This window comes from Corallincola platygyrae, assembly GCF_039544265.1.
GTDB lineage: Bacteria > Pseudomonadota > Gammaproteobacteria > Enterobacterales > Neiellaceae > Corallincola > Corallincola platygyrae.
Genome location: NZ_BAABLI010000017.1, coordinates 188,909 through 207,434, shown reverse-complemented (window position 1 = coordinate 207,434; position 18,526 = coordinate 188,909). Strand labels below are relative to the sequence as shown.

Annotated in this window: 16 protein-coding genes; 7 read left to right on the top strand and 9 right to left on the bottom strand. The window is 52.4% G+C overall.

From position 1 onward, the window contains the following. Positions 1–2: 2 nt before the first annotated feature. From ABEA14_RS15590 to ABEA14_RS15575, 4 genes are all read left to right on the top strand, one after another. Positions 3–995, top strand: coding sequence for a serine/threonine protein kinase (locus ABEA14_RS15590; RefSeq protein ID WP_345341151.1), 993 nt, complete (start codon positions 3–5; stop codon positions 993–995). Between the two features lie 64 nt (positions 996–1,059). Further along, positions 1,060–1,662 (top strand): thiol:disulfide interchange protein DsbA/DsbL, encoded by a 603-nt coding sequence (locus ABEA14_RS15585; protein WP_345341149.1) that lies wholly within the window; start codon positions 1,060–1,062, stop codon positions 1,660–1,662. Positions 1,663–1,988: 326 nt separating this feature from the next. Beyond that, positions 1,989–3,980, top strand: a complete 1,992-nt coding sequence (locus tag ABEA14_RS15580; RefSeq protein ID WP_345341147.1) for a methyl-accepting chemotaxis protein — start codon at positions 1,989–1,991, stop codon at positions 3,978–3,980. Between the two features lie 75 nt (positions 3,981–4,055). After that, complete coding sequence (locus tag ABEA14_RS15575) at positions 4,056–4,520, top strand: 2-thiouracil desulfurase family protein (protein ID WP_345341145.1); 465 nt, start codon at positions 4,056–4,058, stop codon at positions 4,518–4,520. Between the two features lie 311 nt (positions 4,521–4,831). Here ABEA14_RS15575 and ABEA14_RS15570 read toward each other — a convergent pair whose 3' ends face one another. The 5 genes from ABEA14_RS15570 to ABEA14_RS15550 all read right to left on the bottom strand — a co-directional run bounded on the left by ABEA14_RS15570 (position 4,832) and on the right by ABEA14_RS15550 (position 11,656). Beyond that, a complete protein-coding gene (locus ABEA14_RS15570; RefSeq protein WP_345341143.1) occupies positions 4,832–5,764 on the bottom strand; it encodes a 1-acylglycerol-3-phosphate O-acyltransferase, YihG family in 933 nt (310 codons plus the stop codon). 41 nt (positions 5,765–5,805) lie between these two features. After that, positions 5,806–6,699, bottom strand: coding sequence for a 1-acylglycerol-3-phosphate O-acyltransferase, YihG family (locus ABEA14_RS15565; protein WP_345341141.1), 894 nt, complete (start codon positions 6,697–6,699; stop codon positions 5,806–5,808). 2 nt (positions 6,700–6,701) lie between these two features. Further along, positions 6,702–8,582, bottom strand: a complete 1,881-nt coding sequence (gene speA, locus ABEA14_RS15560) for a biosynthetic arginine decarboxylase (RefSeq protein WP_345341139.1) — start codon at positions 8,580–8,582, stop codon at positions 6,702–6,704. A 148-nt stretch (positions 8,583–8,730) separates the two neighbouring features. Then, a complete protein-coding gene (locus tag ABEA14_RS15555) occupies positions 8,731–10,089 on the bottom strand; it encodes a sigma-54-dependent transcriptional regulator (RefSeq protein WP_345341342.1) in 1,359 nt (452 codons plus the stop codon). 37 nt (positions 10,090–10,126) lie between these two features. Further along, positions 10,127–11,656, bottom strand: a complete 1,530-nt coding sequence (locus ABEA14_RS15550) for an ATP-binding protein (protein ID WP_345341137.1) — start codon at positions 11,654–11,656, stop codon at positions 10,127–10,129. A 348-nt stretch (positions 11,657–12,004) separates the two neighbouring features. Here ABEA14_RS15550 and ABEA14_RS15545 point away from each other — a divergent pair, with 348 nt between their 5' ends. Next, positions 12,005–12,673, top strand: a complete 669-nt coding sequence (locus ABEA14_RS15545; protein WP_345341135.1) for a hypothetical protein — start codon at positions 12,005–12,007, stop codon at positions 12,671–12,673. Positions 12,674–12,785: 112 nt separating this feature from the next. Here ABEA14_RS15545 and ABEA14_RS15540 read toward each other — a convergent pair whose 3' ends face one another. From ABEA14_RS15540 to ABEA14_RS15525, 4 genes are all read right to left on the bottom strand, one after another. After that, positions 12,786–13,166 (bottom strand): hypothetical protein, encoded by a 381-nt coding sequence (locus ABEA14_RS15540; RefSeq protein WP_345341133.1) that lies wholly within the window; start codon positions 13,164–13,166, stop codon positions 12,786–12,788. A 248-nt stretch (positions 13,167–13,414) separates the two neighbouring features. Further along, positions 13,415–13,717, bottom strand: coding sequence for a hypothetical protein (locus ABEA14_RS15535; protein WP_345341131.1), 303 nt, complete (start codon positions 13,715–13,717; stop codon positions 13,415–13,417). 120 nt (positions 13,718–13,837) lie between these two features. After that, complete coding sequence (locus ABEA14_RS15530) at positions 13,838–15,361, bottom strand: YifB family Mg chelatase-like AAA ATPase (protein WP_345341129.1); 1,524 nt, start codon at positions 15,359–15,361, stop codon at positions 13,838–13,840. A 62-nt stretch (positions 15,362–15,423) separates the two neighbouring features. After that, positions 15,424–16,296 carry a phosphate/phosphite/phosphonate ABC transporter substrate-binding protein gene (locus ABEA14_RS15525; RefSeq protein WP_345341127.1) on the bottom strand — a complete coding sequence of 291 codons (873 nt, stop codon included), beginning with the start codon at positions 16,294–16,296 and terminating at the stop codon, positions 15,424–15,426. A gap of 326 nt (positions 16,297–16,622) precedes the next feature. On the opposite strand from ABEA14_RS15525, the gene ilvG reads away from it, so the two are divergent. Together ilvG and ilvM are read left to right on the top strand one after the other, a co-directional pair. Continuing rightward, on the top strand, positions 16,623–18,269 hold the full coding sequence (gene ilvG, locus ABEA14_RS15520) for an acetolactate synthase 2 catalytic subunit (protein WP_345341125.1): 1,647 nt from the start codon (positions 16,623–16,625) through the stop codon (positions 18,267–18,269). Then, the gene (gene ilvM / locus ABEA14_RS15515) at positions 18,266–18,523 is read left to right on the top strand and encodes an acetolactate synthase 2 small subunit (RefSeq protein WP_345341123.1); all 258 of its coding nucleotides are present in this window, start codon (positions 18,266–18,268) and stop codon (positions 18,521–18,523) included. Before ilvG ends, ilvM begins: the two co-directional genes overlap by 4 nt. Positions 18,524–18,526: the final 3 nt, after the last annotated feature.

Here is an 18,526-nt window from a genome sequence, read left to right as displayed (position 1 = left end):
CGATGAGTGAATTTCATTTTGCCCGGTTAACCCCGGAGCTGATCCTTGATGCCCTGGAGAGTCAGGGCATTCGTGTCGATTCAGGTTTGCTGCCATTAAACAGCTATGAGAACCGCGTCTATCAATTGATGGATGAAGATCGCAAACGTTACGTGGTGAAGTTTTACCGCCCAGAGCGCTGGAGTGATGAGGCGATCCTGGAAGAACACGCTTTTACTCAACAACTGCTGGATGCCGAAGTGCCTGTAGTAGCGCCACTCAGTTTTGATGGCCAAACCCTGCTTCATGCCGAAGGTTATCGTTTAGCCGTGTTCCCCAGTGTCGGCGGACGACATCTTGAAGTGGACAACCTGGACCAACTGGAATGGGTCGGCCGCTTTGTAGGCCGCCTGCATATGGTGTCACGCAAACAGGCGTTTGCGCATAGGCCCACATTGGATCTTGAAAGCTTCGGCGTGCAATCGGTGGCGTACCTGAAACAGGCACAGATGCTACCGGAAGGGTTATCTGAGCCTTTCTTTGCGGTACTTGACCACCTGCTGGCGGCCGTAGAGCAACAATGGCAGAGTGCTGCAGCGCCAGACTTGATCCGGCTGCATGGCGATTGCCACCCAGGCAATATTTTATGGCGCGAAGGCGACGGGCCGCAGTTCGTTGACCTGGATGATGCCCGCACCGGCCCGGCAGTACAGGATCTCTGGATGTTGTTATCCGGCGAGCGCAGTGAGCGCATCATGCAACTGGAGCTGATCCTTGAGGGTTATGAGCAATTTGTAACATTTGATAACAAGGAACTGGCGCTGATCGAGCCGCTACGTGCCCTGCGCCAGATCCACTATATGGCGTGGCTGGCCCGGCGCTGGCAAGACCCTGCCTTCCCTCAGGCGTTCCCTTGGTTCAACAGCAATAAGTACTGGGAAGGTCAGATCCTGGCCTGCAAAGAACAGTTAGCTAGCTTGCAAGAACCGCCATTAAGCTTGCAGCCTTGGCTGTAAATCCCTAGCATCGGACTTTCTGAATCGAACTCATTCTCAACTTTTTACTGAGGAAAACGACACAATGAAAAAAATCCTCTTATCCCTGCTGGTTCTGCTGCTGCCAATCACCGCTTGTGCAGAGCGCTTCGAAGAGGGTAAACACTACAAAGAGGTGCGCAGCATCGCCAGCAGCGAACCTCAGGTAACCGAATTTTTCTCAGTGCTGTGTGGCCATTGCTACAACTTCGAGCCTATCGTTCACCAGCTGAAAGAGAAGCTGCCGGCGGGCGTTAAATTCAAGCGCAACCACGTAGACTTCGTCGGCCGCAGCGTCGGCCCGGTTTACAGCCGTGCCTTTGCCACTGCGACCGTGTTGAAGGTTGATGACAAGATCCTGCCAGCCCTGTTCGACAGTGCACACCGCAAGAAAATCTATCAGCAAACCCCGGAAGCGATGCGCCAGTTCTTTATCGACAACGGCGTAGATGCTGGAAAGTATGACGGCGCGGTCAACAGCTTCGCTGTGAACGGCATGGTCAGCCAGATGCAGAAAGCCACCAAAGATTTCAAAATCATGGGTGTACCCAGCTTCTTTGTTAACGACAAGTACAAGGTAGAAACGGGTTCAATCAAGTCAGCGGACGAGTTTGTTGACCTGGTGCTGTTCCTGCTAGAGAAGAAGTAATCACTTTCTCTCAAATTCGTTAGTAGAAAGGCGCCATTTGGCGCCTTTTGCGTATCTGGAACAGCGGGGCAGACCCTTGGCAGATACCAATTCTAAGGCTGTTGTTGTGACGGATGCTCGCGGCTGCTACTGCCATAACACCTGAAATAGTCATCAGCATGAGACTCTCTGACGGTTATTGAATCTCGCTCAAGTTTTTGTCTGTTTCTCCTTACTCTTTCGGCGGTGCGCATCGCGATTTGCCAATATTAGGCTAAACTTTTTTGTCAGGATAATTTACATCTCATATGCATTAATTGCAGAACCAGTGATCCAAGGAGGGGCCTATGATTGCCAAGTTATCCCTGCGTAACCAGCTACTTCTGATTGTTCTTGTTCCCGTCATTGCTCTCTTTGTCTTTGCTGCGGTATTAATGGTTCAGGCGTCCAAAAGTGCCCATCAAGCGGATCTGCTCGAAGAGCTACTGCATGTTGCCGTTATCAATGACCATCTGGTGCATGAGCAGCAAAAAGAGCGGGGACTGTCAGCGGCCTATTTTGGCTCCGATGGCAGTCCTCAGTTTGCAGCCAAGTTGAATCGGCAGCGTCAGCAGACCGACGCCGAGTGGCGCCATGTACTGGAAGCATTCCAAACCCAGGCTGATGCGTTGGCTGAGGTAGGCTTGGCGCAGAAAGTGGATGCTATCGCCAAAACATACCAACGTTTCGGCACCATACGCGGCCAAATCGACCGTCGCCAGATAGCACTGGCAGATGCTATTGGCTTTTATACCCAGCTTAATGCAGAGTTGCTCTCCATCAATAAAGAGATCGCCCAGCAGGCAAAAGAGATAAAAATTAAGCGTGCTGCCCTTGCTTACTATTTCTTTGCTCAAGCTAAAGAGCGTGCCGGCATTGAACGCGCAGTATTAAGTAATACCTTTGCTGCCGATCGCTTTGGCGAGGGCATGTATGGCAAGTGGATCTCATTAAAAACGCTGCAGGAGAGTTACCTGCAGGAGTTTGATTCTCTGGCGCCGGAGTCCCTGCAAAAATCCTATCAGGCGATCGCCAATGACCCCGTATTTCGTAAAGTGAAACAGTATCGAGATATCGCCCAGAAAAAAGCGGCACAAGGAGGCTTTGGGATCAAAGCGGCTGATTGGTTCTCCGCCTCTACCGCGCGGATTGATGAGCTGAAGAGCCTAGAGGAGTTGATTGCGCAGCATCTTGAAGCGCAGGCGGCGACCAATGCGTCGGCCAGTCACCAGAAGTGGTGGAACACACTGCTGCTGACACTGTTTTCCTTTGCTGTTTGTTTATGGATGGCCTGGGCGGTGCTGAAACATATCAATCGCTCGGTCAAAGAGATCACTTCAAAACTCGACTACTGTGTTGAAAACAGCAACCTGTCTCAGCAGTTGGCTGTGTACGGCAATGACGAGTTTGCAAGGATCAGTCATGAGATTAACCTGCTGTTGAGTCACTTCCGCTCCACCATCTGCACGCTGAATGACGCGTCGACACAACTGGCATCGTCTGCCCACGAAACCTCAATCACCATTGAGCAAAGCAGTCATACCCTACGCCATCAGCAGGATCAGAGCCAGCAGGTCGCGACGGCGGTAGAAGAGCTCAGTGCCAGTATTCGTGAAGTGTCCCGTAGTACCCAGCAGGCAGCCGATGCTGCGGCAGATGCAGACTCGCTGGCGGAAAACAGTCAGTCGGTGATCCGCAATTCGGTGGCGCAGGTGTCGGAAGTCGCTAATCAGGTTCACCAAGTCGATGGGATCATTAAGCAGATCAGCGATAGCAGCTCAGATATTGCCAATATGCTCGATGTGATTAAAAGTGTGGCTGAACAGACTAACCTGCTGGCGCTTAATGCCGCGATTGAAGCGGCGCGAGCAGGTGAGCAGGGTCGTGGCTTTGCGGTTGTGGCCGATGAGGTTCGTGGCTTGGCGCAACGGACCCAGGAGTCTACGGCGCAGATTGAAGAGATCATCACCCGTTTTACCACCCAGATCAGCAGTGCGTTTGGCATCATCGAATCCGGAGAGGTGTCGGCCAAACAGAGCGTTGCACTTGCCGGAGATGCCGAGGCTGCGATTGGCGATATTATTCACGCCATTAGCCGCATCAAAGACATGAACCTGCAGATCGCGTCAGCGATTGAAGAGCAGAACGTGGTGACCTCGGAAGTGAGCCAGAATATCAACGCCATGAGTCAGGCGTCGATGGAGGCAGCCACCGGCGCAGTTCAGATCGCTGAAACCAGCCGATCTCAGGCAAAAATGGCGCAAACACTGAATGATGCTGCGGTGGTATTCCAGGTTTAACCGCACTGGCGAAATCTCTATCTTCCACGTATAACTGACAGCGGTATCGAGCTCGGTTATACGTGGAGACGTTTGTTGCAAAAGATATTGGTCAGTGCCTGTTTGCTGGGTGATAAGGTGCGTTATAACGCCGAAATCATGCTCTGTGACCATCCCCTGCTTAAGCTATGGAAGCAGCAGGGCCGATTGGTAAAAGTGTGTCCAGAGGTCGCCGGGGGATTGCCCGTGCCACGTCCCGCGGCAGAACAGCAGCCCGATGGTTCGATCCGAACCCATGCCAATATTGATGTGACAGAGGCTTTTGCACTCGGCGCCGCCTGTGCAGCTAAGTTAGCCGAATCTCACCATATCCGTTTTGCTTTGTTGAAAGCGCGCAGCCCAAGTTGTGGCAGTGGGCAGGTCTACGACGGTAGCTTTCAGGGGCGGTTAATCGCCGGTGATGGCATGACTGCGGCACGATTGCGCGATCTTGGGGTCCAACTGTTTGATGAAACTCAACTGGAACAGTTAGCTGAAGCCCTTAACACTAACGAGGGGTGATGCCAGCCCATAGCAATGAGATGCGGATTCATATTATTGGCTGCGATTGCCTTCGGTTTAACAGCCTGTGCCAGCGAGCCTTTGCCTGATGGTTTGGCTCTAGTGCCAGATGCGGAGGGCAGCTGGATATATGATAGGCCCTACAAAGCCCGCAATACACTTCGACGCCTTCAGTACAGCAAACATGTTATCTGTATGACGCCGATTGGCAGCTGCCCCATGCCTAAGACGCAAACTGGCGGCAGCCCTATCGATATCTACTGCCAGTGCCCCGTCTTTTATCAGGGGGATTCAGGTTCCTACTCGGAAAGCTATTTGCAGGGCGTTACCGAGTCTGTGTATGTGGCGCCTGAATTCCCGCCGTCAGAGCGCAAATCCGATAACTGATCATCTTTTTGCTGCCACCAGTGATTGAGCTGCTGCTGGAACTGCAGCCGAAACGCGTCATCATCAAAATAATCCCCGACCATTGCCTCGGTTACTGGGATCTCTTCAATCTTTAACACCACTTTTTTAAGTTCGCCACGGAGCACGGTTGGCATAATGTGGCCTTTCACTCCGGGGTAATGAAGTGTGGTATTAAGGATGGCGTCGAATCGGATCGCATTCAGTGCAAACGCTATCCCGCCCGCCTTAGGTGACAGTAGGTGCTTGTATGGTCCCTGCTGATAGTCATGTTTTTCTTGCGTGAAACGCGTGCCTTCAACAAAGTTAATCACCGTGGTTGGGGTGTGGCGAAACTTCTCACAGGCCTTGCGAGTTGCGTCGATATCTTTGCCTTTCAGGTGCGGGTGTTTTGCCAGAAACGCTTTTGAATAGCGCTTCATAAATGGCATATCCAGCCCCCAGGCGCCGATGCCCAGGAAAGGCACCCAGATTAGCTCTTGTTTTAGGAAGAACTTGGCCAGTGGAATGCGACCATGCAGTTGTGTGGTTAGCACCACGATGTCCAACCAGCTGAGGTGGTTGCTGATCAGCAGGTACCAGTGCTTTTCATCCAAAGAGGCTGGCAGGTCCAGCTCCCATTCGATCTTATTGGTCAGCGCCAGGCTGCCCATCATGCAGGTGCTCCAGGCGCGATAACAGCCATGCAGCAGCCAGTTCAGCAGCTTGCGCAAGGGTGGAATCGGCAGCAGTTTGATAATGCCACCGACAAAGATCAGGCCACCCCATATCCCCAGCCAGAGGCTGATCAAAAACAGGTTGATGATGACCAGTATGGGGCCCGGAAGAAAACTTAACATCGCGTGCCTTTACCCTTGTAATTAAACGCTATAAACCACTGCTATTGACCGGATTCCATCTTGGCCAATTGCAGATTTTTCTGTTCCCACATCTCGTTTACCCACTTCTGAAAGCGTTGCTGAAACGCTTTGTCGTTCTGGTAATCGCCGATTAGCTGTTCAGTGATCGGCAGTACACGTACGTGGACGTTAATCTGTTTTACCTTGCCGCTAACGAAGTCCCAGAACGTAGGGCGCAGTTTGGGGTAGTGAATAGTTACATCCACCAGTTTGTGCAACTGAGTGCCCATGGCGCTCAACACAAATGCGATGCCGCCTGCTTTTGGCTTTAACAGATGGGGATAGGGCGATTGCTGTTTGGCATGCTTGCCGTCGGTAAAGCGAGTGCCTTCAACAAAATTCATGATGCTGGTGGGTTTGAAGCGAAACTTTTCACACGCTTTACGCGTGGCTTCAATATCTTTGCCTTTCAGCTGTGGGTGTTTTTCCAGAAAGGCACGGCTGTAGCGGCGCATAAATGGGAATTCCAGTGCCCACCAGGCCAATCCCAGAAAAGGTACCCAGATTAGTTCACGTTTCAGGAAGAACTTCAGGAACGGAATACGGTGGTTGAAGATACGCTGCAGCACCAGAATATCGACCCAGCTCTGGTGATTCGCCATCACCAGATACCACTCTTTGCGTACCAGTTTGTCCAACCCTTCAACCGAAATTTGTGTGCCTGTCAGCAGGCGTTGATTGAAGTTGTTGACGCTGATCCAGGCCACTGCACAGGCGTCCAGCAGGTAGGTGCAGCCCTGACGCCAAAACGATATTGGGATGATGAATTTCAACACAGACAACAGCATGATCGGGGTAAACCAGCACAGGGTATTTATTGTGTACAACACCAGCCCGATCGGACCTTTAATAAAGCCAGGAAGAAAACTTAACATCCTTAATCCTCAAAATAGGTGTAGCCACTGACGCCCGCTTCCAGCTCGATCAGTAACTTATTCGCTTCAGCGCGATTGCCCACCTTGGCCAGCTGTCGGCGATAACTTTCAACCAGGCGGCGGGGCTCAAAGTGCACATAGTCGAGCACTTGTGCCGCAGTATCACCTTTCATCAGTCGACTCAGGCTGTAGCCATCTTCAGTCAGTTCAACATGCACTGAGTCGGTATCGCCGAACAGGTTGTGCAGGTCGCCCAGGATCTCCTGATAAGCGCCCACCATAAAGAAGCCTAACAGCTGCTCCTCGCCAGGCTTTGATGCAGGCATGGGTAATGACGCTTCTATGCCTGCGCCGTCGACGTACTGACGGATCTGACCGTCAGAATCGCAGGTGATGTCCTGAATAATGGCGCGTTCTGTCAGCTCTCGGTCCATGCCAATCATGGGTACTACGGGGAACAGCTGTTGAATGCCCCAGATGTCCGGCAGTGACTGGAACAGAGAGAAGTTACAGAACAGTTTGTCAGCCAGTTTTTCGTTCAGTTCATCTAAGACTTCGCGATGTGCACGGCTGGACAACGTCAGGTGTTTGCGCACCTCATGGCAGATAGCAAAGTAGATCTGCTCTGCCTGCGCCCACTGGGCCATATTCAGCATGCCGTGGCTGAACTGGCTTGCCGCCTCGCCAATGCAATAAAGTGCTTCGTGATAGGCTTCCAGCGCACTGTGTGGACTAATGCGCTGATAACACTGCCACAACTCGTAGATCATCAGGGGCGATGCTTCGTCTACTTCCGGCAGGTTTTCGCCTCGGGGCTGACGTTCAATATCGATGACATTGGCGATAAGCACTGCGTGGTGCGCAGTCATGGCGCGACCCGATTCACTGATGATATTGGGATGCGGCAGGTCGTGTTCGTAGCAGATCTCGTCGAGCTCATGCACCACACGGTTGGCGTAATCGAATGGCGTGTAGTTCACGCTGCAGCCCTGGCGACTGCGACTGCCCTCGTAATCCACACCGAGACCGCCACCGACATCGACGGTATCGATAGGCACGCCCAATTGGCGAAGCTCAGCATAATACCGAGCACATTCGTGCAACGCTTTCTGGATATCGCGGATATTGGCGACCTGACTGCCGACATGGAAATGGATCAGGCAGAGGTACTGCTCTTTACCCAGCGCTTTCAGGCGGTCGACTGCCTGTAAAACCTGGTGAGCGGCGAGGCCAAATTTACCTTTCTCACCGCCAGTATTTTGCCATTTGCCTTTGCCAGTCGCGTTCAGGCGAATGCGGATACCGATGCGAGGTTCAACTTCCAGATCCGCCGCTTCTTCTAGCACCTTGTCCAGCTCCGACAGCTTTTCGACCACGATATTGACCGTGTGACCCATCTTCTGACCGATCAGGGCCAGGCGGATAAACTCGCGATCTTTGTAGCCGTTACAGACGATGGTGATGGGCTTGTCTGAAACGCCAAGGATGGCCAACAGCTCTGGTTTTGAACCAGCTTCCAAACCGACTTTGCCACTGGTATGGCTGAGCAGCTTTTCGACCACACTGCGCTGCTGATTTACCTTCACAGGGTAAACTGCGGTGTAACCACCGGGATACTCGTGGTCTTTTTTCGCCTGCTGAAACGCGCGGATCAGCGTGTCGACACGATGGTAAAGAATATCGGTAAAGCGGATCAGCACAGGTAGAGACAACCCGTGGGCCCGGATATCTTCGATAAGTGCAGGAAATGGGATAGATGTGCCGGATGGATCGGCTGTGGGGCGAGCAATCAGCTCTCCCTGATCATCGACATCAAAGTAACCCTCGCTCCAGTGAGCGACATTGTAGGTACGGCGTGCGTTTTCGACGGCTGAATTGCTCAACGGCCTGATCTCTTAACTGGTTAAAAACTGGGCATATAAGTGGGCGCTATTCTAATCGCAGATCTAATCTGGGCATAGCTTTTTGATAGCGCCTTCTCGGACGGCCCGATAGCGGCGGTTAAGCCTCTGTTTTGCTCTTTAATAGAGCTTAGCGGATATCGTACTTTTCCAGTCGATAAAGAAAGGCTTTGTAAGGTAATTGAAGAAAAGCAGCCGCTTTGGTGCGATTACCACCGTGACGTTGCAGAGCTTGCTGCAAGCAATCCCGCTCAAACTGTTCCCAGTTGACGCCCTCATCGGGCAGAGAAAACAGAGAAGAGTGCGCACCTTGATCATGCAGCCCTTGCAACAGTTCCTGGATATCACCGAGCAGTACAAAACGCTCTACGCGGTTAGCCAGCTCACGCACATTGCCCGGCCAGGGAGCGTCCAATAATTGCTTTATTACCTGCGCCGGAAGTTCGGGTCGAGGCAACTTATAACGCTGGCAGTTGAGCTGAACAAAGTGTTCCAGCAACCGCCCGATATCTTCACGGCGCTCTCGCAGAGGTGGCATCTGAATGGGAACAATATTAAGCCGGTAAAACAGGTCTTCGCGGAAGTTGCTGTCGGCGACTTCCTGAGCCAGATCTCGGTTGGTCGCTGCGATCACCCGGACATTCACTGTTTTTGACAGACGGCTGCCGAGGCGGTTTATCACGCCCTCCTGCAGTGCGCGCAACAGCAGGGGCTGCATCGCCAATGGCAGTTCGCCTATCTCATCAAGAAACAGGGTGCCGCCATCTGCTGCTTCAAACACACCGATCTTGACACTGTTCGCACCGGTGTAGGCGCCCTTTTCTGCGCCAAACAATTCCGCTTCTGCCAATGATTCAGGGATAGCACCACAGTTGATGGCGATAAAGGGTTGGTTGGCCCGTGGCGAGAGTTGGTGAAGGGCGCGGGCTGCCAGCTCTTTGCCCGTACCGCTGGGGCCGGTGACCAATACGGTGGCATCGGTACCAGATACACGCTCGATTCGTTGAAACACACGCTGCATACAGTCGGCATGACCGATCAGATCTACTAACTGATCCTGGCGACTGAGCGCCGCATTCAGGCGTCGGTTCTGTAGTTTGAGCTTGTGTTGTTTGGCTGCTTTTTCCAGTGCAATTAGCAGGGTCTGGCGCTGAAATGGCTTACTCAGGTAGTCATCGGCGCCGGCCTGGATCGCCTCCACTGCTGTTCCAATGGAGCCATAGGCCGTGGCCATCACAAAACCGATATCGGCATCACTGGCACGCACCTGTTTGAGCAGGGTTAGGCCATCATCTGGGCCCAGTTTCCAATCGCTGAGAATGATGTCAAAACGCTGCTGCTTTAGTAGCTGCTGGGCGCTGGGTAGGTCCAACGCAGGTGTCGCCTGGTAGCCTTCAGCATCCAACATCTGACAGATAAGCTGATTCTGATCTGGGTCGTCCTCTACCACCAATAGTTGCAGTGGTTGGCTTGTGTTTGCCTCAGTCATGCGTATTTCAGGCATTTGTTTCTTAGGCATTGGTCTCTCAGACATGACTACCTCTTGGGAAACTGAGAATGGCGATGCAGCCACCACTGGGTTTTTCCGTTAAAGTGAGGTCGCCTTGGTAATGCTGTCGCATCAGGCGACGTGCGATATACAGACCCATGCCTGCACCATCGGCTTTGCTACTGACGTGGGGCTGGAACAGTGTTTCTTTAACACCGGGATCTATACCCTCGCCTTCGTCCTCTACCAACACCTTCAAACCTTCGTCGCTCGACTTGGCTACGATATGCACCCTGGCCTTCTCCGGTGCGGCCTCGACTGCATTCACCAGCAGCGTATGCAAGATGCTGCGCAGCTCGGTTTCGTTCCCGTTAAGCTTAATCTCACTCATATCACCTTTCAGCACCACCGCTGGGTGTTTCGGGTGGGTAGCCAGCTCCAGCTGAATGTCCTGCAGTAGTTGCTGTAGCGGCACCGGCTGTGTTTCTCCCTGATTGGGGCTGAGTGCCATCAGGTTGCGAATGTGGCCATCCATACGAGCCATCTTCTGGCGGATCTGTTGCTGCAGCTTGGCAGCCTGCTCTGGGTCTTCGGTGTTTGCCAGCTGTTCGAGTGCCAGGCCAATCATATGCAGCGGATTACGCAGTGCGTGGGCGATACCCCGACTGACTTCGCCCAGCTCGGCCAGTTGTTGCAGATCCTGTTGTTTGCTTCGCAGTTGGGCCAGCTCATTCAGATCTGCTGCCATGCTGTTAAAGCCCTGAATAGTTTGGCGCAGCTCCTGGGTACCCTCTGGTGTGACGCTTACGCCCTGCTCGCCGGCCGCCAGGCGTTTATGGCCTTCGCTGAGTTTGGCCAAGGGTTGGCTGATATGGTGACTGAGCCAGTAGGTGGCTAACAGTGCGGACAGACAGATCAAAACAAAACTGATCCACACCGCCGAATGCAGGGTCACGCTGCGCTCCCAGTTTTCCAATTCGGGAATCTCCAGGTTTTCCAGTATCAGGGTGCGTTCGCCATCGTCACTCAGGTGCTGCACCATCAATTGGCCGGTTGTCTCAGATCGGCTGGTTTCCAGAGCTTGCAGCTGCAGCTGTACTTGTTGTTCAACCCGCTGCGCCAATTGGCGGCTTAAATGTTCACTGCGCCGTTCCAGTTGTCTCTGCTTCTGTGCCAGTGCACGCTGCTGCCTTTCATCCAGTGGATACTCTAGGTTTTCGTGCAGTTCTTCATAGGCATCACCAATCTCATCCATCTGGTCGGTGAGATGTTCAATCTCATGCTCAAGCTGTTCACGTTTTACTTCGTTGCTATGTGCACGCATGTCCTCCCTATGCACTCGCACGGGATCCGGGGGAGAGGGGATCTCCGGTATGACTATCGCTTGGAAATCCAGGTCCGCCTCCTGCAGCGCCAGCCTTATCAGCTCTTTGGAAAGATCCTGACTGCTGTCGATAACGGCGGTGTTCATGCGTTGTTGCAGCCACCAGAGCGATGTCAGCTGCAGGGCGGTCAATACCAGGATGACCGCGGAAAAGATTAAAAACAGGTAACGCTTCAGGCTCATACCTTCCTCGATGGTTTTGCAGCAAGCTTAACTTACTACATTTATTGCGCTTACCTGGGTCTAAACAAATACCGCACCAAGTTACAAAAACCAAGATAAAACATTGAGATACATACAATGTAGCGGTACAGGCTGGAAACCAACAGGAGAAATTTCCCCATATCAGGAAATCGGTTTCCTGATATCAGGATTTGTCATAGAGAGCCTTGCATTTTAAATCTGTAACCCTTTGTTTTATAAATGCTAAAAATATTGGCACAGCCCTTGTAACCGTAAGGTCAGGCTAATGCAGAAACCGCTGTTTCCGCATTGGCAAGGCATTCACTTTACGTTCAAGAGGGAAACATTATGAACCTATTTTCTATGGCGACTGCCGGTGTGCTGGGTACCACATTGGCAATGAATTCGGCACTGGCGGGAGGCGATGACCAGGGACTAAGACAGCTGCGCATCGATGTCATTCAAGGCAACATCTCGCTGTTTACTCAGGACAAACATGGCGCAAGGCAAAAGCACCAACTCACTTTGGCTGATGCTTGTGATGATGTGTCTCGTACTGCGGTCCTGGAAGGATACGACGAAGCGACCAAACGTCGGTTGGATAAACTGATCAAGTTACATAGCTGTGAACGTGACGACAGCTACCGTATTTCATTCCACGAGATAGACCACCCACGTGCCAGCAGGGACATGCAGCGCCATTATCTGCAGGTCGCCGAACGCATGGAGCATCTGTCTGAGCATCTGGAAGCGATGGGAGAGCGGATATCTGACCATATGGAGCAGTGGGCCGAAGGGTGGGAGATGGAGTTTGAAGCTATGCATGAACATGGCATTTTGTATGACGCTATGCCGATGCCTCCGCTACCCCCTGAGGCGCTTGAAGTCCCAGAGCTGGGCGAAGTTTATACCCAGGTGATTATTGATCTGTTGGCTGATGGCAGCCTCACCGAGGCACAGAAAGCCAAAATCGGTGAGGCGCTGGCGGCGGTAGAGCCCAAAGCAGAGCCTAAATAAGTGGCTAATTAGTCATAATTGTGGAATGCAGTAATTGATCAGAAAGCTTTGAACGAGTGCTGCATTCCCCAAACACATTTGAGTGAGCGGTGAACCATCTACAGAGGTTGTATTAGTCTGTCGAGTGCTGAATGTTTTTATCCGTTCTTGGTCGGCTGAGAAATAGTGTTAAAGCAACTGCGGCGCTGTTTACTAACATGGATAATACAACTTCGGCTGGAGTCAGTTGAGAGATAGCCCCTACTACTCGTGACAGTATTCCTAGGTGTGTTCCTGCCGCAAGTCCACCCATTAAGCAAAGAGTAATGCACTCGCGCACTTGTCTAAATTCGACTTTCATGCGGCGGGATACGAGAACTGTTGCTATTACCGTGACAGCGATATTTAGAGAATGTGGCGTAGATTCAACAAAAATCGTCGTAAACAGTGCAGCTATGGCTGTTAAAACAGTGTAGATAGCGAGGAAGCCAACAGCGGCTTTGAACAATTTCATTGGTTGGCTCCCGACAACAGCTTTCTTCTCTCCAGCTCAGATGAGTATCTTTGAGTTTCAGAATGTGAGAACTCGTGGATACCTATAAGTGCCAAAGAGGCAATTAGCGTAATCATATTACCTTTTCCTGCGCCCTGTTTAACAATACTCCAGACTGAGGCTCCTACTCCGTATGCACCTGGATTCGCCCCAATTACGCTGGACCAACGGTTCAATGAGTTGTGAAAGGCCAGAACTTCTTCCAACTCTTAATTTGTCATGGACCATTCTGCCCATTGGTGCTGCACCATAGGGTCTGTGCACCTTGTTACAAGTTGACCGATCAAAGGGCGATAACTCAATGATTGAATACTTTGCATTACAGATATGCGGTCTAGTCTGGATAACTGCCGATACATAATCGTACCTGCTAGCGCGACTGCGATTCTTGAGTCTTCTCCGCGAAGGAAGTGTTTCGGTAAGTCCAGAGCATTGGCAAGCTTTGAAATGGCTTCTTTATTTCCAAAAGGTTGGTGATAGCGTTTCAGTGCTAAGTTTAGGGTGTAACTCATTAGAATATCCTTATTCTTTAAATTCAGTGTGTTAAATTTCCATCAGGGCTAATGCTGGCACCGGCAAGGTTAAAAAACAACCATCCAATTGAAAGCAATCTAAAAAAGATTTTAACCGCATCAAGCCGCATTAAGCCGAGCAAGAAACCGGTCAAACGCTCGGAAGCCTAAGGCCTCTGCAAGGTGTTGCTCTTGGATCTGAGCGGCTTGTTCCAGGTCGGCAATGGTCCTGGCGACTCTGAGTACGCGATGATAGGCGCGGGCCGACAGGCCCAGCTTATCGATGGCATCCCCCAGAAAGCGATTTCCCTCAGCGGTGAGTTTGCAGTGTTGATCTAGGGCTTTTCCGCCCAGTTGCGCGTTTGCCACGCCCTGTCGACTCATCGCCTGTTGATGGGCCGTGGCCACGCTGCTGGCTATCGTGGCTGAGTTGTGTCCATCGTCCGGCAGTGCCGCCAGTTCTTTGGGGGATACCCGCGGCACATCCACGGTGAGGTCAAAGCGGTCAATAAAGGGCCCGGAGAGCTTGTTGAGATAGCGTTTTACCTGATCGGGTGTTGAGCGGCTCTGTACGCTGGGATCTCCCCAAGTGCCGCAGGGGCTGGGATTCATTGCGGCGATTAACTGAAATCGTGCCGGAAATTCTGACTGATTCGCAGCGCGTGAAATAGTCACGTGGCCATTCTCCAGTGGCTCCCTGAGCATCTCCAATACGCGCCTGTCGTACTCGGTCAATTCGTCGAGAAACAGTACACCATGGTGCGCCAGACTTATCTCGCCGGGTTTCGGATGACTGCCGCCCCCCACCAGAGCAATGGCGGAACAGCTATGATGAGGGGCTCGGAACGGGCGTTTGCGCCAGTGAGAGGGGTCAAAACCCTGATGGCTTACCGAATAGACGGCACTGGATTCCAGCGCTTGTTGTTGATCCATGGGCGGGAGTATGCCCGGCAAGCGGCTGGCCAACATACTTTTACCTGTGCCCGGCGGTCCAAAAAACAGTAGATGGTGATTGCCTGCTGCGGCGATAGTGAGTGCGCGTTTGGCCAGATACTGGCCTTTAACATCGTGCATATCCGGGTAATCCAGCTCTGGTGTGTATGCTGCTTCTGTTGGCGGGGCGGTCAAAGGCTGTGCGCCACGCAGATGTGCTGCAACGGCCAGCAGATGATTGGCCGCCAGCACCTTGCAGCCTTCAACACGCTGCGCCTCCAGAGCGCTTTGTTCCGGCAGAATCAGGGTGCGACCCGCTTCCGCAGCGGCAATGGCCAGAGGTATGGCACCGTCTATTTTCCTCAGGCTACCGTCCAGCGCTAATTCGCCAGCAAATTCATACTTATCGAGCTGTTCTGGTGGGAGTTGCCCTGAAGCACACAGGATCCCCAATGCGATGGGCAGATCAAAACGACCACCACCTTTGGGCAGGTCGGCAGGTGCCAGATTGACCGTGATCCGCCTGGCGGGGAACTCATACTGGCTGGTCAACAGCGCACTGCGTACGCGTTCTCTTGACTCTCTGACCGACGCTTCGGGCAGGCCAACAATGGTAAATGCAGGGAGACCTGCGCCGAGATGGGCTTCAATATCTACTTGGGGGGCGGCTACACCGACGGAAGCGCGGCTGTGAACAATCGCCAGGGTCATATAAGCAACTCCTTTCGCTTTGATTCATCCATGAAAATACAGGCGAATATGGTCGCCCGAGCTTAATAATGATGCTTGTGAGGGAGCACCTTTTCCAGTAATGCGTGCACTTGGGTATAGTCCAGTGGTGCAATAAATCCAAGGATATTGGCACGCCGCGCCGCGATGTTATCAGCCGTTAGTTGCAACAGCATGGTTTGTAACTTCTGCTGTTGTTGCTTGGACAACCGATTGCTGACGGTCACCCCCCAGTGAGGGTAAAGAGGCGTTGTCGCCGCGGTACAGGCGTAGTCCTGTCTCATCAACATGCGAAACTTGCTTGCTTCAAAATCTTCTGTTTCATCCAGTATGTTATTGCGGACAAAACCTGCATCAATCTGACCTTTTTCCAGTCGCTCCAATATGGCGTATTGATTGTGCAGGGATACCAGCTCGACATATTCATTTAACGGAGACCATCCCAACTGTATCAGCTCGTAAGCCTGGAAGACAAAGCCTCCGGCAGAGCTCTGCTGGTTAACCACACCTATCACGCGACCCTTTAGCTGCTCCAGGGTACGGATCTCACTCTCCTCACTGACCAGAATATTACCGCCAAATCGCGGTCCCTGGCTGGGACTATTGAGCGTAGCGATAACTCGGTAGTCGGGTAATTGCGCAGAGATCTCACTGGTCACTATGGGGTTTGAGATGATGATGTGACTTTCTGACGCGAGCTTAACCTGCTGTTTATGGCGCAGTGCTGACAAATCGACCCTGACGCCCAGGGTGTTTTCGATCTTTTTGGCGAGCGGAAGCCAGCGCTGTAAGGCCTCTTCTTCGCCACGGAAATCAAGCACGCTGATGGTTATCTGGTTGGGTTCAGGCATGTCGCTGAAGCACGGCCAAGCAACTAGCCAAAGCAATCCACAGATCAAACCCTTACAGAACTTCATTGGTGCATCCAGCAGCCTTACTTAGGGATACTATCTAAAAAACTTAGCTCAAAAAAATTGTTATCTGTCAAAAGCTGTGATATTAATTTGCCCAACTGACGTGTAATTATAATTTTACGCATAGCAAAGAATCATGAACATGTTGTCTTCAAGCCTACTTATTATTGTCCGTGTCGTGGTGGTGATTATCCAACCGCGCGGGGTTTTATTTAGGTAGACAGCACTGAATATCTAACCCCCGCGCCGAAAGGTCCGGGGGTTTTTTTTTATATACCTCGCAGTTTTCTAACCAAGCGAGTGTATTCAAAACGATTGTGGGATTTTTGATGAACGGAGCACAGCTGGTAATAAAGGCACTGGCGCAACAAGGGGTAACCACCTGCTTTGGTTATCCGGGTGGCGCAATCATGCCGATCTATGACGCCTTCTATGAGAGCGACATTCAGCATGTGCTGGTCCGCAATGAGCAGGGTGCAGCACTCGCCGCAGTTGGATATGCCCGTGCCAGTGGCGATGTCGGTGTATGCCTGGCGACATCAGGCCCTGGCGCGACCAACCTGATCACAGGGTTGGCGGACGCTTATCTGGATTCGATCCCCGTTGTTGCTATCACTGGACAGGTTGCCAGCCCGCTGATCGGTACTGATGCATTCCAGGAAGTGGATGTATTAGGTTTATCCCTGCCCATCACCAAACACAGCTTCCTGGTAGAAGATGTCTCTGAGCTGGGTGACATCCTGCAGCAAGCATTTGAACTCGCTCGCAGTGGCCGCCCAGGTCCTGTACTGGTTGATATACCCAAAGATATTCAGCTGGCTGAGGCCGAACTTCCGCCTTTATTGTTAGAGGAAGAAGCGACACCTGCACCAGCGGATGACCATATGGCACTGGCCCGCAGCCTGTTGTCAGCTGCCGAGAGACCTGTGCTGTATGTCGGTGGTGGTGTTGCGCTCGCAGGCGCTGTTGATGAACTGCGTGCTTTTCTCGACAACACCCATATCCCTGCGGTGACCACCCTGAAAGGGATCGGCACCTTGCCCCCTCATCACCCACGCTTTTTGGGCATGCTGGGGATGCATGGCAATCAGGCGGCTAATTTGGCAGTGCAAAGCAGTGACCTGCTGATAGCGGTAGGTGCACGTTTTGATGACCGGGTGACAGGCAAGCTGGATACCTTTGCCCCAGACGCAAAGATCATTCACTTCGATATTGACGAAGTGGAGTTTGGCAAACTGCGCCGCCCCCATGCGTTGCTTCATGGCGATATGAAACCGGCACTGGCCAAGCTTGAGATGCCGCTTGAGATCGACGAGTGGCGCGAGCAGTGCGATGCGATGAAACAGAAGTACAAATGGCGTTACGATGCGCCGGGCAAAGGCATATATGCTCCCAGCATGTTGCGCCAGCTGTCGGATCAACTGCCGGAGAACTCGGTAGTGAGTTGCGATGTTGGTCAGCACCAGATGTGGGTTGCCCAGCATATGCAGTTCGACTCGCCTCACAATCACCTGTCCAGTGGTGGTTTGGGCACCATGGGTTTTGGCATGCCAGCAGCGATTGGCGCTCAGTTTGCCCGCCCCGATGCCACCGTGGTGAACGTGACTGGCGACGGCTCCATTATGATGAATATTCAGGAGCTGGGTACCATCAAGCGCTTTAACCTGCCGGTGAAGATCCTGCTGATCGACAACGAACGCCTTGGCATGGTGCGCCAGTGGCAGGAGCTGTTCTTCGATAAGCGCTACAGCGAAACAAATTTGTCCGACAACCCCGAATTTCTCACCCTGGCCAGCGCGTTTGATATCCCTGGTCAGCTGATCACTTCGCCAGAGCAGGTGCCTGCGGCCCTGGATGCCATGCTCAATGCGAAAGGCCCTTACCTGCTGCATGTGGCCATCGACGCCGAAGAAAACGTTTGGCCGTTGGTGCCGCCGGGTGCTGCTAACCAAGATATGATGGAGAAACAGTCATGATGCATACCATGCAGATAGAAGCGAAGGATCGACCTGCAACGCTGGAGCGTCTACTTAGAGTGACACGTCACCGTGGATTTGCCGTTCGCGAAATGCAGATGAACGCCTCAGCAGAGCGGGATAGTGTTACTATTAGCGTCACTGTGGCCAGTGACCGTCCTATCAGTCTGTTACAGGGCCAATTGAGTAAATTAGTAGACGTTGCTTCGGTTACCCTCGACGCCGAATCGCAACCACTCTCGATCACCGCATAAGGA

What these genes read in the sequence shown, in the direction of transcription:
- ilvG (WP_345341125.1), top strand. Translation starts at nt 16,623, where the DNA reads ATGAACGGAGCACAGCTGGTAATAAAGGCACTGGCGCAACAAGGGGTA.
- ABEA14_RS15590 (WP_345341151.1), top strand. Translation starts at nt 3, where the DNA reads ATGAGTGAATTTCATTTTGCCCGGTTAACCCCGGAGCTGATCCTTGAT.
- ABEA14_RS15570 (WP_345341143.1), bottom strand. Translation starts at nt 5,764, where the DNA reads ATGTTAAGTTTTCTTCCGGGCCCCATACTGGTCATCATCAACCTGTTT.
- ABEA14_RS15565 (WP_345341141.1), bottom strand. Translation starts at nt 6,699, where the DNA reads ATGTTAAGTTTTCTTCCTGGCTTTATTAAAGGTCCGATCGGGCTGGTG.
- ABEA14_RS15555 (WP_345341342.1), bottom strand. Translation starts at nt 10,089, where the DNA reads ATGACTGAGGCAAACACAAGCCAACCACTGCAACTATTGGTGGTAGAG.
- ABEA14_RS15585 (WP_345341149.1), top strand. Translation starts at nt 1,060, where the DNA reads ATGAAAAAAATCCTCTTATCCCTGCTGGTTCTGCTGCTGCCAATCACC.
- ABEA14_RS15545 (WP_345341135.1), top strand. Translation starts at nt 12,005, where the DNA reads ATGAACCTATTTTCTATGGCGACTGCCGGTGTGCTGGGTACCACATTG.
- ABEA14_RS15525 (WP_345341127.1), bottom strand. Translation starts at nt 16,296, where the DNA reads ATGAAGTTCTGTAAGGGTTTGATCTGTGGATTGCTTTGGCTAGTTGCT.
- ABEA14_RS15530 (WP_345341129.1), bottom strand. Translation starts at nt 15,361, where the DNA reads ATGACCCTGGCGATTGTTCACAGCCGCGCTTCCGTCGGTGTAGCCGCC.
- ABEA14_RS15550 (WP_345341137.1), bottom strand. Translation starts at nt 11,656, where the DNA reads ATGAGCCTGAAGCGTTACCTGTTTTTAATCTTTTCCGCGGTCATCCTG.
- ilvM (WP_345341123.1), top strand. Translation starts at nt 18,266, where the DNA reads ATGATGCATACCATGCAGATAGAAGCGAAGGATCGACCTGCAACGCTG.
- ABEA14_RS15540 (WP_345341133.1), bottom strand. Translation starts at nt 13,166, where the DNA reads ATGAAATTGTTCAAAGCCGCTGTTGGCTTCCTCGCTATCTACACTGTT.
- ABEA14_RS15535 (WP_345341131.1), bottom strand. Translation starts at nt 13,717, where the DNA reads ATGAGTTACACCCTAAACTTAGCACTGAAACGCTATCACCAACCTTTT.
- ABEA14_RS15580 (WP_345341147.1), top strand. Translation starts at nt 1,989, where the DNA reads ATGATTGCCAAGTTATCCCTGCGTAACCAGCTACTTCTGATTGTTCTT.